Origin of the sequence: Tautonia sociabilis (assembly GCF_003977685.1) — a bacterium.
Lineage (GTDB): Bacteria > Planctomycetota > Planctomycetia > Isosphaerales > Isosphaeraceae > Tautonia > Tautonia sociabilis.
Genome location: NZ_RYZH01000019.1, coordinates 1 through 15584, shown reverse-complemented (window position 1 = coordinate 15584; position 15584 = coordinate 1). Strand labels below are relative to the sequence as shown.

Annotated in this window: 10 protein-coding genes; 2 read left to right on the top strand and 8 right to left on the bottom strand. The window is 70.4% G+C overall.

Going from position 1 to position 15584, the window contains the following annotated elements; genetic code table 11:
- Positions 1 to 259: 259 nt before the first annotated feature.
- A complete protein-coding gene (locus tag TsocGM_RS11250) occupies positions 260 to 1474 on the bottom strand; it encodes a cofactor-independent phosphoglycerate mutase (RefSeq protein ID WP_126725466.1) in 1215 nt (404 codons plus the stop codon).
- Between the two features lie 292 nt (positions 1475 to 1766).
- On the opposite strand from TsocGM_RS11250, the gene TsocGM_RS11245 reads away from it, so the two are divergent.
- Positions 1767 to 3302 (top strand): FGGY-family carbohydrate kinase, encoded by a 1536-nt coding sequence (locus TsocGM_RS11245; protein ID WP_158633497.1) that lies wholly within the window; start codon positions 1767 to 1769, stop codon positions 3300 to 3302.
- A 79-nt stretch (positions 3303 to 3381) separates the two neighbouring features.
- On the opposite strand, the gene TsocGM_RS11240 is transcribed toward TsocGM_RS11245, so the two are convergent.
- Both TsocGM_RS11240 and TsocGM_RS11235 read right to left on the bottom strand, forming a co-directional pair.
- Positions 3382 to 4449 carry a hypothetical protein gene (locus TsocGM_RS11240; RefSeq protein WP_126725464.1) on the bottom strand — a complete coding sequence of 356 codons (1068 nt, stop codon included), beginning with the start codon at positions 4447 to 4449 and terminating at the stop codon, positions 3382 to 3384.
- Between the two features lie 94 nt (positions 4450 to 4543).
- On the bottom strand, positions 4544 to 5584 hold the full coding sequence (locus TsocGM_RS11235; protein ID WP_126725543.1) for a DUF1559 domain-containing protein: 1041 nt from the start codon (positions 5582 to 5584) through the stop codon (positions 4544 to 4546).
- A gap of 226 nt (positions 5585 to 5810) precedes the next feature.
- Here TsocGM_RS11235 and TsocGM_RS11230 point away from each other — a divergent pair, with 226 nt between their 5' ends.
- Positions 5811 to 7061, top strand: a complete 1251-nt coding sequence (locus TsocGM_RS11230) for a tetratricopeptide repeat protein (RefSeq protein WP_126725463.1) — start codon at positions 5811 to 5813, stop codon at positions 7059 to 7061.
- 94 nt (positions 7062 to 7155) lie between these two features.
- On the opposite strand, the gene TsocGM_RS11225 is transcribed toward TsocGM_RS11230, so the two are convergent.
- The 5 genes from TsocGM_RS11225 to TsocGM_RS27625 form a co-directional block, all read right to left on the bottom strand.
- Positions 7156 to 7659, bottom strand: coding sequence for a hypothetical protein (locus TsocGM_RS11225; protein WP_126725462.1), 504 nt, complete (start codon positions 7657 to 7659; stop codon positions 7156 to 7158).
- Between the two features lie 179 nt (positions 7660 to 7838).
- Positions 7839 to 8711 (bottom strand): sulfurtransferase, encoded by an 873-nt coding sequence (locus TsocGM_RS11220; RefSeq protein WP_126725461.1) that lies wholly within the window; start codon positions 8709 to 8711, stop codon positions 7839 to 7841.
- Between the two features lie 140 nt (positions 8712 to 8851).
- Positions 8852 to 9415: a hypothetical protein gene (locus TsocGM_RS11215; protein WP_126725460.1), complete on the bottom strand. Its 564-nt coding sequence runs from the start codon at positions 9413 to 9415 to the stop codon at positions 8852 to 8854.
- A gap of 114 nt (positions 9416 to 9529) precedes the next feature.
- On the bottom strand, positions 9530 to 11752 hold the full coding sequence (locus tag TsocGM_RS11210; RefSeq protein WP_126725459.1) for a mechanosensitive ion channel domain-containing protein: 2223 nt from the start codon (positions 11750 to 11752) through the stop codon (positions 9530 to 9532).
- 195 nt (positions 11753 to 11947) lie between these two features.
- Complete coding sequence (locus TsocGM_RS27625; protein WP_126725458.1) at positions 11948 to 15055, bottom strand: glycosyl hydrolase family 38; 3108 nt, start codon at positions 15053 to 15055, stop codon at positions 11948 to 11950.
- Positions 15056 to 15584: the final 529 nt, after the last annotated feature.

The following is a 15584-nucleotide window of genomic DNA, read 5'->3' as shown; positions in this document are numbered from 1 at the left end:
CTCCTATCGGATGATCGCTCGACTGAGGAACGGGGGCGCCTCGGCGGCGCTCGGGCGCCGGCGCCGAATGGACCAGGATGACAGAACACGGCCGGCGGATCCAGATGAGTCGATCGACGCGAGTACCCGTCGCCGGGCGGACGATCGACAATCGCCGCAAGCTCCGGGAGCGCCAGCCGCTCGGGAGGCCCTCGACTTCCCCCTCCCCGCCGCTCCGGGTCGGGGCCGCCGGGTGGGGCCGGGGGCCGGATCGGGCCGCTCAGCGCCTCAGGACGTACTCGCTCATCAGCCGCCAGCCCTGTTCGAGAACCGGACCGTTGGCCTCCAGCGCGCTGATCTCGTCGTACGGCTTGCCTGAACCGGACAGCCCCGTCCCGCACAGGGCCCAGGGCACCGGCGCCCGGTCGTGGGCCTTGGTGCGGATCAGGGTCGAGTGGTCCGGCGAGACGAGCAGCCGGTACTCGCCATACGATTCGAGGGCCTGCCGGAGGGGGCCGACGATGTCCCGGTCGATGCGTTCGAGGGCCTCGACCTTCGCGTCGGCCCGGCCCTCGTGGCTGGCCTCGTCAGGGGCCTCGATGTGCACGCAGACCAAGTCGTGGTCGCGCAGGGCGTCGATGCCGGCTCTCCCCTTGGCGGCGTAGTCCGTGTCCAGGTATCCGGTGGCGCCGGGCACATCGATCCGGGTCCAGCCGGCGAGCATGCCCGTCCCCCGCACGAGGTCGACCGCCGAGATGATCGCCCCCTTCATCCCGAACCGATCGGCGAAGCTGGGCACCTGAGGAGCCTTCCCCTGGCCCCAGAGCCAGATCGCGTTGGCCGGCCGCTTGCCCGCCGCGACCCGAGCCCGGTTCACCGGGTGATCCCGCACCACGGAAGCCCCCGCCTCCATCAGCCGACGGAGCAGGTCCGCCCCCGTCCCCTGGGGCAAATAATCGGCGGCGAGACGGTCGGGCACGTCGTGGGGCGGGGTCGTCTTCGTGTCGTCGCCGAAGGGGGCGGGGCCGCCGGGAGTGCCTCGGTAGATCATCGCGTTGCGGTAGCTGACGCCCGGGTGGAACTCGACCGTGTGGCCGTCGGTGGGGACGTTCGCCCGCAGGGCGGCGATCAGCTCGGCCCCCTCCTCGCTGGAGATGTGCCCGGCGGTGAAGTCGGTCAGGCGGCCGTCGAGGATCGTCATCAAGTTGCAGCGCACCGCCCAGTCGTCGGGACCGAGCGAGATCCCCATCGCCACCACCTCCAGCGGAGCCCGGCCGGTGTAGTACCGCTCGGGGTCGTAGCCGAAGAGGCTCAGCGTGGCCACGTCGCTGCCCGGCAAGAACCGGTCGGGCACGTTCCGGGACCGGCCCAGCACCCCGTCCCTCGCCACGCGATCCATCTCCGGGGTCCGCGCGGCCTGGAGCGGGGTGAGGTCGTCGAGCGAGTCCTGCGGCTCGTCCGCCGCGCCGTCAGGGATCACCAGGGCGATCTTCATGGCCGTCTCCTCCCGACCCCGATCGGGGTCGGGCTCCTGCTGCGAGTCCGATGCGATATCGATCACCCTACCAGCGCGGCGGCCACCCGACTACGGATCGGGGGGCCGCCCGCCGGAGGGAGGGCCTCCCAGCCGATATCGGCCCGCCGCCGATCCCGATACAATCCCACCGAGAGACGATCGACTCGAGTGGAGGGGCCGGTCCCGGCCGCCTGCCCCGATCTCGCTCGTGGCGGGGCCGGGGGGCGGGCTGCGGGGAATCGGCCCGGAGGTGGGCGAGGACAGTACCGCGATGGGCAACGACCCGCTGTTGCTGGGGCTGGACGTCGGGACGCAGAGCATCCGGGCGGCTCTGGTCGATCCTTCGGGGAGGACGCTCTCCTACGGCGTCGCCCCCCTGGAGACGACCTATCCCCGCCCCGGATGGGCCGAGCAGGAGCCGTCGCAGTGGTGGGCCTCCGCCCGGGAAGCGGTCCGCAAGGCCCTTCAGGCCGCCTCGGTCCGGCCCGGCCGGGTCGCCGGCATCGGTCTGGATAGCACCGCCTGCACCGTCGTCGCCTGCAAGGCCGATGGCGCTCCGCTCCGACCGGCCCTGCTCTGGATGGACCAGCGTTCCCACCGGGAGGCCGAGGCGATTGGCGTGACCGGCGACCCGGCCCTGAAGTACGTCTCCGGCCGCGTCTCCCCCGAGTGGATGCTCCCCAAGGCCCTCTGGCTGAAGCGACACGAGCCGCAAACCTACGCCGCTGCCGATCGCATCGTCGAGTGCACCAACTGGTTCATGTTCCGGCTCACCGGCGAGTGGACGCTTTCGCTCAACCACTGCGCCGTCAAGTGGAACTACGCCCGGCCCGAGGGGGGCTGGCCCACCGCCTTGATCCACGCCGTCGGCCTCGACGACCTGCCCGACAAGTGGCCCTCCCGCATCGAGCCCCTTGGCGCTGGCGGGGCGACCCTCTGCCGCGCCGCGGCCGAGGAACTCGGCCTCGAGCCCGGCACCCCCGTGGCCCAGGGGGGAATCGACGCCTACCTCGGCATGATTGGCATGGGGGCCACCGCCGCTGGCGACGTGGCGGTGATCGTCGGCTCCAGCACCTGCCACCTGGCGCAGTCTCGCACCGGCGTCTTCGGCTCCGGCGCCGCCGGCTGCTACCCGGACGCGACCGTCGAGGGGCTCTACACCCTTGAGGCCGGCCAGACCGCCACCGGCTCCATCCTCGACTGGTATCGCCGCCACTTCGCCGGATCGCAGCAGCGCGAGGCCGACGAGCGGGGAGAGAACGTCTACGCCGTGCTCGACGCTCAGGCCGCCGCCGTCCCCCCCGGGGCCGACGGCCTCGTCGTCCGAGACGACTGGCAGGGGAACCGCTCTCCGTACAAGGATCCCCGGGCCCGGGGCGCCATTGTCGGCCTGTCTCTGGCTCACGGCCCCGGCCACATCTTCCGGGCCCTCTACGAGGCCACCGCCTGCGGGACCAGACACATCCTGGAGGACGCCTCGACGTTCGGCCTCGACGTCGCTCGCGTCATCGTCGGCGGCGGAGGCGCGAAGTCGAACCTCTGGATGCAAATCCACGCCGACGTGCTCCAGCGCCCCATCCACCTCCCCCGAGAGACGGAATCCTGCGCCCTCGGCTCGGCCATGATCGCCGCCGTCGGCGCCGGCCTGTTCGCCGACCTCGACGCCGCCGCCCGAGAGATGGTCGCCCTGGAGCGGATTGTCGAGCCCCACCGGCAGTCTGCGGCGATCTACGACGACCTGTTCGCCCGCTACGTCCGGCTCTATGTCGCCTTGCGCGACGGGACCATCGCCCCGGGCCCCGAATGACCGGCCCTCCCCCTCCGCCGGAGGAACTCGGGCCGCTCGCCAAGACTCCGCACCAGCTTCGACTCCTGCCGATGATCCCTCACCGTTCCCGATTGCCGATCGGGCGGCAGGCGTCGCTCCTCGAATCCGGGCTCCTCGACCCCCGCCGCCGATGAGGAGAGGAGCCCGTCGAGAACCGCGAGGCGGTTGGACAGACCGGCGTTCCGATCGGCCGCGACGTCGTTCGAGCCGCGATGCCTGGAGCGGGGATCATCGAGCACGCCGCCGACCGCCATCTCGGCGACCTCCCCCTCGTGCGATCGACCCTGGAAGCAGAGGCATGATCGGGGACGACCTTGTCCGCCAGGAGGACGCGGCCCGGGAGGAGGGCGAGGGCGAGGGCGATGATCGCGGCCGATCCGATCCCGGCGGTCGGTCGTCCGACGGACCGACGACCGATCGATCCCTCCTCCGACGGGGAGTCGACCGCCCCCTCCTCGTCGTCCTCCGGAAGCCGGTACTGCGGCGAGTCCAGGAGGACCTCGATGCGGCGGACCACTTCCGGGCTCGACTCCCGGTAAGGCTCCAGCAGCACTGCGGCCCGGGAGTGGATGGCGCGGTTGGATCGCTCCCGCATCTCGTCCACTTCGAGGCCGACCAGCTCATCGAACGTCTCCGAGAAGTCGGCCTGGAACGCCGGGTCGTTGATCTGATCCGGGGGCCGGGCGGCCACCCGGGCCTTGAGCCGGTCGATCTCGGCCCGCAGCGCCTTCCCCGACGTCTCCTCCCAGCGGCGGACGACCTCTCGGAAGTGCTCCAGCTCCTCCTCCGCGTCCAAAGACGGGAGGAACCGGGGAGGCTCCCCCTCGGCCTGGTCGGTAAGGTACGGCTCGATCTGGTCGAGGATCTCCAGCAGCCCTTCGCTGTAGTTGTACTGCAGCGGGGTGTACTTGACCGTTTCCTCGTTGATGATACCGCTCAGCTCCGCCTTCAGCCGCTGGAGCAGCTCCTGGTCCTCGGCGATCAGCGGGGGACCCTCCTCGGCGGCCCCCGGGTCCGGCCCTCGGCCGCAGCCGCAGCCGGCGCCGACGCCGACGGCGGCGGCCAGCACCACCGGAAAGAGCAGGGACCGGCCGATCTCGGTCATCTCGGAGCGTCTGGTCTGCATGGGGAATGTCTCGCCGGGTCGAGGCGGGGGGACTCGGGGCGATCGGCCGCCCCCTCCGATCGGGGAAAGGGCGGCCGTCCAGAGCGTCTTCGGATCAATAGGAGTCGGCCGAGACGACCTCCCCCAACCGACGGGTGCTCAGGGCGCGGTAGGTGTCCCGATTGATCGTCTCCCGGATCGAGCTGACTCGGCCGTCGGCGAAGAGGAACTGGACGATGCCGGCGTGCTCGCTCCGGAACCCGAAGCAGGGGACCCAGTTGCCGCTGTTGTGCAGCCGGCCTGTGCCGTCGCCGTAGCCGACGTTCTCGAAGATGGTGATCTTCCAGTTGATCGGCACCGATGTGAACGCGTAATTGCCGTTCGGGTTCGGCCACGAGTACCAGTTGCACGACTCGTATAGCGACTCGCCGATGGCGAACGTGTTGCTCGTCCCGTCCCGGATGTCCCGGATGCCCCAGGTGCCTCCCTGGCGGCAGACGATCCCCGTGCAGGTCGTGCCGTTCCCGAAGGCGTTGTTCCGCACGCTGGGCAGGCTCTGGAACGGCCAGGGGCTGGTGTTGTTGCTCGGCCCGGTCGTGTTGTCGCCCGCGTTGACGAAGTAGCTCAGCTTCGGTCCCAGCGGCGCCTGGCCGTTGGAGCCCGAAGGCCCCACCCCGCTATCCCACCGGTGATACGAGGTCTGAGGAGGTCCCGGATCCGTGGGGCACTGGTACACGGCGATCTGCGTCGTCAGGGCCGTCAGGTTGATCATTCCGTTGTCGGGGCCCCGGGCGAACGGCACGTCGAAGTTGATCGCGTTGTAGATGTTGGTCTGTTCGAGATACGGCAGCAGCATCTGGAAGAAGCTGGCCCGGAACGTGTTGTTCGGCAGGTTGTTGTTGCCCGGCAGGGCCCAGAGCAACGTCGGGAAGCTCCCGATCACATCGTGATAATTGTGCATCGCGATGCCGAGCTGCTTCAGGTTGTTCGAGCATTGCGCCCGGCGAGCGGCCTCTCGGGCTGCCTGCACCGCCGGCAAGAGCAGCGCGATCAGCACACCGATGATGGCGATGACCACCAGCAGTTCGATCAGGGTGAACCCCTTCGGGCGGGGATTACCGCGCGTCCCGAATCGCGATGGAGCGTTGAGCCGCATGCCAACCTCCCTTCCGGGACCCGGAGGTCGCGATCATCCGGACCGCTCCCCGAGGCGCCCGAGCTGGCCCGGCTTGCCCACCGGGCGACGACCGATCATCATGATGACCCCAGTCGGGGGATGACCCCTATTGGGTGGTGACCCCGCATGAGGGTTTCCATATATTGCATGGGTATGTCAAACAAATCAAGAACCTCGGGAAGGGGTCGTGAATATTCCTCCCGACATGTCCACTGATCCCGGAGGCCACCGGGCCTCGGGAGCGTCGCGGCCCTCCGGCTGGGCGAGGGCGGCCGGGGTCGCAGCCGTCGCGCTGGCCCTGGTCGCCGGAGGAGGTTGGTGGTGGTGGGACGGTCGGGCCGATCGCCATCTTGAGCGCGCCCTTCGGTTCCTGGAGGACGGCCGGCCGGAGTCGGCCGCCGCCTGGCTCGCCGTGCCCGAGGCCGACCCGAGAACCGAGGACCGCGCCCTGCTCCTGAGGGCTCGAGTCGCCCTGATGAGAGGCCGTCCCGGCGATGCCATTGGCCCCCTCGACCGCATCCCCGAGGGCGGGCCGCTCGGCGCCGAGGTCGCCTTCCTCAAGGGGGAGGTCCTTCGCGCAACCGGAAACCTCCCCGACGCCATCGCCTGGTTCCGCCGCTCGCTCCGGCGCCGGCCTGACGATCCGGACTGCCTCCGATCGCTGGCCGCCGCCTCCTACGATCTCGGCGACCTGGAGACGGTCCTCCAGGCCCTCCAGGACCTGACCCGGGTCCTCCCTGGCGACTCGGCCGCCTGGCGCACCCTCGGGCTGGTTCGCATGGAACTCCCCGATGCCGGCGAGCAGGCCATGATCGAGGCCGTCTCCGCCTACCGCACCAGCCTGGGGATCGACCCTCACCAGCCAGCCGTCCGCCTCGAGTTGGCCGATCTTCTCGCCCGGCAGGGAGCCTACTCCGAGGCCCTCGACCAGCTCGACGCCTGCCGAGGCCGGGTCCCCGAGGCCGATCGCCTCGCGTTGCTCGCCCGCATCTCCTGGGAGCGGGGCGATCGGTCAGCGACCGCCTCCATCCTTGACGAGGCCCGATCCCATCGCCTGGAGCACCCCGAGCTGTTCGCCCTCGCCGGCTTGCTCGCCCAGGCCGAGGGTCGGAACGACGAGGCCGAGGGCTGGTTCGATCTCGCGGTGGCCTCCGCGCCCTTTGACTTCCGCCGCTATGTTCAGCGCGCCACCTTTCTCCGCACCCTCGGCCGCCTCGATGAAGCCGACCGCGATGCTCGACGGGCCGACGAGTTGAAGCAGGCCCTTCTCGCGATGTCCTCCCTCAACGCCGAGGCCGCCGCCCGCCCCCTCGACCCTGACGTCCGCTGCCGCCTCGGCCTCCTCTGCGAGCAACTGGGCAAGCCCCAGCTCGCCGCCTCCTGGTACCGCGCCGCCCTTTCCTGCGACCCCAACCACTCCGACGCCCGATCCCTCTTGGCCGAGCTGCGACGCTGACCCCGGCCGTTCCCGAGCCTCCCGATCCCTCGGCCGACGACCGGGGCCGAGCCGAGGGTTCGGAAGGCGAGCGGTGGAATCGATTGAACGGTGTTTAGTCCGTTAATTCGATCTCGAACGTGTTGCTCCCCTCCTTGACCGTGAACCGAAGCGGGGAGGTCTCCGTCTGGGAGTATTTCTCAGGGACGAGGTGCTTCGGCGGCTGGATGGGGAGGTTGCCCCGCGCGTCGGGGATCGGCATGCTGCCCCCCTCGATCGAGGGGTCCATTTCCACCGACTGGACGAGGACGACGTGATCTCCTACCACGGCGCCGTCCCCTGATTCGAAGGTTGTCAGGCGGAACGAGCCGTCCGAGCCGATCTCCCCCGTGGCCGGCTGGCCGGTTTGAGCCCCGGCGCCCCCTGAGGGGACGAAGGTCACGACCCCCTTGGTCACGGGGGCCCCGTTGTAGGTCACCGACCCGGACACCCGGCCGAGCTTCGGCTTGGTCGGATCTCCCCCGCAGCCCGACACTGTGGCTGCAGCCAGCGCGACCGCGATCGCGAACGCACCGGGGAGCCATCGCTTCCTGGGAGGGACGGCGGATAGTCGCGACACGATGGCCTCCTCGGCGTCACCGATCGGATGGTTCAACGGATGGGCAACACCCCTCGCACGGGACATGTTGAACATCATGGAGGCGCACGTGTCAATCCGCAAGCTTGGCGCGGGAGCTCGGCCGGGGGCTCCCCACTCGCGTCCGGTCCGCCGTCGACTCCCCGAGGCGGTCTGGTGATTCAGGAGGACTCGCAGGGCAGGTCGAGGCGGGGCCCCCACTCGTTCCAAGACCCGTCGTAGACGGCCACGTTCTCGAAGCCGAGCCGGTGCAGTTGGAAGGCCAGCACCGTGGCCGCCACCCCGCCGTTGCAGTAGGTGACGATCGGACGTTTCGGGTCGAGATTGACCGAGGCCAGGAGATCTCGCACCGAGTCGGGATCGAGGAATCCGCCCCCCTCGGCGAAGAAGAGCTCCCGAGGCAGGTTGATCGCGCCGGGGACGTGGCCGCCCCGGGGGCCTCGCCGCTTCGTCCCCGAGAACTGGGCGGCATCCCGGGCGTCGAGGATCTGGGCCGGGCTGCCGAGCATCGCCGCCAGTTCGGCGGCCGTCACCCACATCGCCTCCCTCGGGTTCGGGGAGAAGGTGACCGCTCCGGGGGGGATCCGGGCCGCCCCCTCCTCGACCGGCCGGCCCTCCTCGACCCAGCGGTGGAACCCGCCGTCGAGCACGCTCACCGCGTCATGGCCATACGACCGCAGGACCCACCAGAGCCGGGTGGCGAACTGCCCCCCCAGGTGGTCGACCGCGATCACATGGGACTCGTCTCCCACCCCTCGGGCCTCCATCGCCGCCGAGAACCGGGAAGGAGGAGCGACCTGAGCGGGAACGGGATTGTCCGGGTCGACGATGTCCCGGGTCCAGTCGACGAAGGCGGCGCCGGGGATGTGCCCGGCCTCGAATTCCTCCGGCGCCCCCCGGTAGGTCGCCTCTTCCTCCCCCGGTCCGACTGGACGAGTGCTCACGTATCCCCGGATATCCAGCACCCGGACGCGGGGGTCCTCCAGGTGCTCGGCGAGCCAATCGGTCGAGACGAGGGGCTGGTCGGTGGGCATGGGTTCGGTCTCGGGTGTCGGTCTCCGGGGCGGGCGATCGGGCGAATCCCTCCCCGATCGGCGAGGGAACGGCGGCGCCTCCCCTGCCGGCCGATGGGGATGACCCGGCCGGCGAGGGGGGCGATGGGCGAGCCGGCGGATTAGCGGGACGTGGTCATCGATTCGAGCATCGCCTTGAAGGCCGGGCGCGCCGCGGTGATGGTCGCGTCGGGTCCGACGAGCTTGAAGAAGTAGCCGACCTGCCGGGTCGGGTAGATGCCCCCCAGCAGTCGGAAGCCCGGCTCGTCCACCGGCCGGGGGATCTGGGTGACGTAGCGGCCGGCGGTCTCCACCAGGGTGATCTCGGCACCGTTGGCCTTGATCGTCTCGGTCTCAACCTCCGGGTTCCTGCCCTGCTCGTCGACGAACTGGGCGCGCCAGCGCTGCACGTTCGCCTGGACGGTGCCCGCGCCGCCGGGGAAGGCGAAGAGGACCAGCTCGCCGGGTTTGTCGTCCCCCTCGGCGGGCGGGACCTCGATCTCCACCAGCCGCATCTGGTTGGTCGGCCGGTTGACCTTCCACGACGAGGGGACCTGGAAGGTCAGACCGCCGGCCTCGACCTTCTGAGTCTCCTGCTCCGTCTTCGTCTCCTGGGCGGCGACGACCGGGGCAAGGGCCAGCGACAGGCCGATCACGGCGATCGAGCGTCGGATCGAGCGGTTCACGGTGCGTGCTCCCTGGGGGATGTCTCGGATCGGTGGGGTCGGGCCGCGCGTCCGGGTCGGCCCGCGCCGCCCGGCATTGTACGCGACCGCGCCCCCGCGCGCGAACGGCCCCGGCTACCTCCCGACCGACGCTCCCGGCCCCGCCCGTCCGGCGACGATCACCTCGTCTCCCGACAGGTGGGAGTCGGCCAGCTCTCGGGTGTGGCCCTCGGGGTGGACGTGGTAGACGGTCCGATGCGGGAACGGGATTTCGATCCCCAGCTCGTCGAAGCGGTTCTTCAGCCGTCGGAGCAGCTCCCGCTTGACGACCCACTGCTGCAGGGGCCTCGTCTTGATGAAGAATTTGATCATCACGGCCGAATCGGCGAAGGCGTCGACCCCGAGCATGGTCGGATCCTCGAGCATCAGCATCCGGAACTGGGGGTCCTTGCGCAGTTCCTTGCCGACCTCCAGGATCACGTCCATCACCCGGTCGACGTTCTCCTTGTAGGCGACGCCGATCTCAAACAGCGCCCGGGACCAGCCGTGCGTCATGTTCGTGACCGAGGTGATCTCCCCGTTGGGGATGAAGTGGACGCACCCTTCCAGGTCCCGGAGGACGGTGACTCGGAGCGTGATCGCCTCCACTTGGCCGGCGATATTACGAATTTTGATCACATCGTTGAGCTTGTACTGGTTTTCTAGCAAGATAACGAATCCATAAAAATAGTCTCGAATAAGGTTTTGTGCGCCAAATGCGATCGCCAGGCCGAAGACCGCCGCCCCGCCCAGCAGCGGACCGACCGGGACGCCGACCTCCTGGAAGACCATGAGGATGCCGCCGACGACGATCGCCACGCTCGCGGCATTGTCGAACACGCCGACCAGGGTCGAGATCCGGTGTTCTTTCTCGGCGGTCGAGCCTCGCTGGCCCCGGGCGCTGAGCAGCGTGACGATCCGCCGGCTGACCAAGCCCGAGCCCCACCGAAGGAGGAGCATGCCCAGGATGATCCCGAGAATCTTGAGGCCGTGGTCCAAGAGCCAGTTGAGAAGATTCTCTGGCGAGAACGGGTTCTCCAGTCGCTGCACGACGGACTCGGCTTCGGCCAGCCGGGCGTTGGCCTGTTCGGCTCGCCATCGGGCAAGCTGCAATTGAGCGGCCAGATCCCCGCGTTCGGACTGGAGGCGGAGGATTTCGTCTCCGTGCTCCCGGGCCTCGCCGCGCGCTTGAATCAGTCGTTTTTCATTTTCGCGAATCTTTGTTTGCAAGTCGCGGAGTTCCGCGGCGTGCTGCTCCTGCTGCTCCTCGGAGGGGGCGCCGGCGAAGAGCTTTTGTTGGAACTCTCGGGCGAGTTCGGCCCCCGTGGCCTCGGCATTGTCGATGAGGCGGCGGGCGGTGTCTCGGGCCTGTTCTTCCTGGTGGAGGAGTTTGTCGATGGTGCCCAGCCGTTCGGTGAGCTCGGCGACTTCGTTCTTGGCTCGATCGACGGCGTCGGCCAGGCTTTGGGCGGTGGCCCGGGCTTGTTTCAGCTTCGGGTCGTTTGGATCGGGGCCGAATCGGATTGGCGTGGAGGTGATCGCGCCGCTGGACGGGAGACCAGGCAGCGTTGGAATTCCGGTCGGCGCTGGAGTGGGGGAGGCCACCTCGGCCGCGGTCGGCGCTGGGGCCGGGGGGAGGGCGGCCTCATTGGTCGGCGCTTCGATTGACTCGGCTTCCTGGGCGATCGCGGCGGACGGGGGGGATTCGACTGCCCCCGGCTCCGAGGAGGGGGATGGAGGTGAAGCTGTTGATCTCTCCGGCGTCGGTGCGTCGGCGGTTGGGGCGGCAGTGGCGGCCTCGTTCCCGAGCAGCTTCTTGAGGGCTTGATCGTTTTGTCGGAGCTTCATCTCCAAGGTGGCGATCTGCTCGGTCAGGGTTTTCCAGGCGGTCGCGGCCAGCTCCCGACGTTCGGCGGCCAGGGCTCGGGTCGTGGTCAGCGACTGGAGCTCGGTCTGGAGTTCCTCGATCGGCTCTTCGGCCAAGCGCCGGCGTTCCAGTTCGGCGGTGGCCTCGCGATGCTTCGTGTCGGCCTCTTCGAAGCTGGCGTTGGCGCGATCGACCTCGTTCCGGGCGGTGTCCAGTTCGGCCTTGAGCTGTTCCAATCGGCGGGTGTCCTCGGCGATCGAGGCGGAGAGCCGGGCGATTTGCTCGGCGCTGTTGGCAGGGGACACGTCGGGGAGGGGAGCCGCGGGGGGTGCCTCGCTGCCAGGCTGATCGGGACTCGGAGCGATTGCCTGCGTTGCCGAGGCCAGGGCTGAGGGATGGATCGCCAGGGCCGTCGAGAGAATTGCCGAGATCAGCACTCGAACGCAAACCATGCGCCGGGCCTCCGTGCCGCGGGATGGGGCGATCACTGGTCAGCAACCCTCCCGACGTCGGGAGGGGGCTCGATCCTGAGACGCTCGTGGCGGAGCCCCTCGGGCTCGGGTGCCGATGTCGATGCGTCCGGCACCAGAGGAGGGCATTGGGAGTCATCTCGGGGGTGTCACATCTTCGCGTTCCCCCCGATCCCGTCAACCCAGGGTGACGACCACTCGGGCCAGTTCGTGCGGGGTCAGGTCGAGCTGGACGGCGTCTCCCTGGACCGAGAGCTCGACGATTCGCTCGTCTTGGAAGTCGGTCTGGCGGGCGGAGACGGGCTCCCGGAACAGGCGGAGCTTGCAGCGGACCGACCTGCCGGCGGTCTCCAGCAGGTGGAAGGCCAGCCCTCGGCCCTCCCCCTCGATGAGCACCGGCTCGACCCGGGTGACGGCCACCGTCTTGGCGTCGAGCAGGAAGAACCAGCCGACCGGCCCCGACCGAGGCGGCCCTCCGGCCGTGGGCACGACGACCGGGGGGGAGAGCAGGTCCAGCGCCGCCTGGAAGGGATGCTCCAGGTCCAGGGCGATGCCCAGGTGGAAGGTCCGTTCGGACTCCTTCCCGGCCAGCAGGAGGGTGTCGAGCATCCGCTGGCCGTGCCGCTGGTGGTGGGCCAGCCCGCCGAAGAGGAGAGCGGTGCGCTGGCGTCGGGCGGTGATGTCCAGCACCTCGGCCGTCTCGGGGCGATCGGCGGTGGTGGCCTCCAGGCCGAGCAGCGACGATCGGCGGAGCGTCGCGTTGGCGTCGGGCCAGGCCCAGCGGCAGGCCAGGTAGCGGGACCAGGCCGGGCCGGTAGCGATCGAGGCCAGCCACGCCTCGTCCAGCTCGTCGAGCTCGATCTCCAGCTCCAGCACCGGCCGACCGCTCCAGAGCCGGCAGCGCTGGCGGAACCGGGCGAGCGGGCGGTCCTCGATCGGGTGGAGGATCCGGCCGGTGGAGACCGCCTGGACCAGGGCCGGCCCGCCGTACTCGATCTCGAAGGAGTCGCCGATCATCCGGCTGTGGCGGGTCTGCCCCTTTTTGTCGGTCTGGCTGACCCCGGCGATGACCAGTTGCTGGGCGAGCCGGGGTTCCCCCTCGCCGGGGGCCTTCACGCTGCGGAGGCCCCCGGTGGCCGAGTCGAACTCGACCGAGATCAGCTCGTTCCGGAGCACTCGGCCGCGGGCCTGGACCGTCTCGGACGGGCCCTCCGGCGCCGGGGAGCGGCCGGCTCGGTTCCTCGGGAGCCAGGCGAAGCCGAAGCCGGCCAGGGTGACGACCGCCTCGGTGCCCCTGGCGGTGAACTGGGAGGTCCGGACCGGTCCCTCGGCGGGGATCGGCCCGTCGGCCTCGGGCAGGAGGACCGAGGTGCGTCGGGGGATCGAGAGGGGGTTGAGGACCAGGTCCCCCGGCCCGGAGCCGGAGCCGGCGCCGTTCCCCTCGGCGGCCGGGGGGACGACCCGGCGGGCGGCCTCGGCGGCCCATCGGGCTTCGATCGCGGTGATCCGGGCCTCAGCCTCGTCGAGCTTGCCGGTCTCGAGCAGGCGGTCCGCCTCGGCGAAGGCGGAGGAGCCGGCGGGGCTGGGGCCATCCTCGTTGGGAAGGGGATCCCCGACGAAGTCGAGGGCCGAGGCAAGGGACCGGAGGCCGTCGGCCCGGTCGAGCCGGGCCCGGAGCCGGGCGTGTCGGGCTCTCCGGCCGATGGGGCTCGGATCCCCCCGGCGGACGGCCTGCTCCAGGTAGGGGGGAGCGTACTGGTCGAGCTTCGGCCGGAGGACCTCGTAGGGACGGTCGGTCAGGTGGAAGTAGTCGCCAACCGTCGCCCATCGAGCCAGGACGGGGGAGTACGAGGCCACCCGGCGGAAGTCGAGGTACCAGTCGGACACCCGATCCGGCCAGTGGACCAGGCCGAGGGTGGCGACGTGGTCGTCCCGCATCGACTTCGCCAGCTCCCAGGAGAGGGTCAGGGCCGTCGCGGCCTTGTCGGCGGCGAGCGGGGGGCGCGTGAGGGACTCGAGGTTGGCCCCCTCGGGAGATTCCCACAACCGCTTGGATTCCCGGGGGATCGGGAAGGTGCCGTCGTCAAAGGCTAGGTGCAGGCCGTAGCGGAAGCCGAACCGCTTGGCGACCTGGGGACGGGCCGGGTACAGGGCGAACCGGCGGCCGGCGAGGGTCTCGACCGTGCGGTCGTCGAGGTGGCGGCGGTAGGTGGCGGCCCCCTCCCGGAACTGCCAGAGGATCGTCTCGATCGGCCGAAGGGACTCGGCCGTCTCGGCATAGGGGCCGCCGATCACGTCGGCCCACCCCTCGTCGATCGCCACGCGGAGGCGGGCGATCGCGTCGGGATCCTTCTCGGCCATCGCCTCGATCGCCTGGGCCGGAGCGAGCAGGGTGAAGGGGGCCCGGGCCGCCAGGGGGTCGGCGAGGGCGCCGGCCGGCGAGGAGGCATCGAGCAGGTGGAGGTCGACGAGGAAGGAGTCGACCGGGTAGAAGCGTTCCCTCGCCTCGGTGAGCAGCTCGAACGAGGCCCGGAGGCGGTTGACGGCGCCGGCGGCGTCGCCGGAGGCCCAGGCCCTGGCGCCGCCGATGGCCTCCCGGGTGAGGCTCTCGGCGTCGAGGACGTCGACGTGCTCCATGCCGATCGTCAGGTCCCGGAGCCACCATCGGGCGGAGCCGAGGGCGAAGAAGTCGCGGACGGTCGGGTCGTCGGCCGGGCCGAGGTCGGCGCCGGGCTCGATCGCCTCCAGGATCAGGCGGGCCAGGCCCTCGCGGTCGGCCTCGCCGGCCTCGACCATCAGCACGGGGACGCCGACCTCCGAGCCCTGGTCGCGATCGCCGTAGTTCAGGTGGCCGACCCCCCGGCCGGCGATCAGCCGGACCTCGCCGGGCTTCGGGGTGCCGGGGGCGTCGACGTCCTCGACCTCGGGAATCACGTCGAGCCGGGAGAGGATCGCCGGGTGCCAGGGGGCCGAGACGGCCGCCCAGACGATGGCGGCCTCGGCCTCGTCGATCGGCTCCTCCGGGCGACGGCCGCTGTCGGCGATCATGACCACCACCCGACGCTTCGGGCCGGTCGGCTCGTCCGGGGCCGGCTCCGGGGCCGGAGCGGGTTCGGGTCCGGTGCCGGGTTCGGGTGAGGGTTCGGGTTCGGGTGAGGGTTCGGGGTTGCTCTCGCTCGCGATCGGCTCGGCGGCGGTCGCCTCGGACGGCCCACCGGGCGGGCCGTCGGCGGCGGTCGGCTCGGGGGTCGGCTTGTCGGGGCGGTCGTCGGGGTCGTTGGCCATCGCGCGGTCGCCTTGGTCGGTCGGGGACGGTTCGGGTCGAGGTCGGGGCTCCGAAGCCTCGGATCATACCAGATCGGACGGCCTCGGTGCGCTGCGGTGCGCTCGCCGAGGAGGCGCCGGACCACCCCGGCGCGTCGCGGATAACTCATTCGGGAATTAAGGGTTCGGTCGATCGGTCCTGCTTCGCTTCCGGGGGCGAATTGGCTTCGCTCCGCTGCCGAACGCGGGCCGGTACGCGGGCCTCGGTCCCGGTCCCGAGGGCTCGAACCCGGGGGAGGAGCCGGCGGTCAGGCCGGGCGTCGATCGGGAGCGGTGCGCGGTTGGGTGCGCCTCGGTGCGCTCTGGAGAATTGACAGATCGTTTTTGTTTGTAACATCTTAGGGTAATCGTGTTGGGTTCGTTTCGGGCTCTGTCGCAAAGAGAGCCGAAATGGGGGTGGGCCCGGTTGACAGTTTCGATGGAAGGGGAGGCACCTTCGTGGTGGACTGGGTCACAGCGACAATCGCCAGCACCCCGAAGGGCCCCCCCG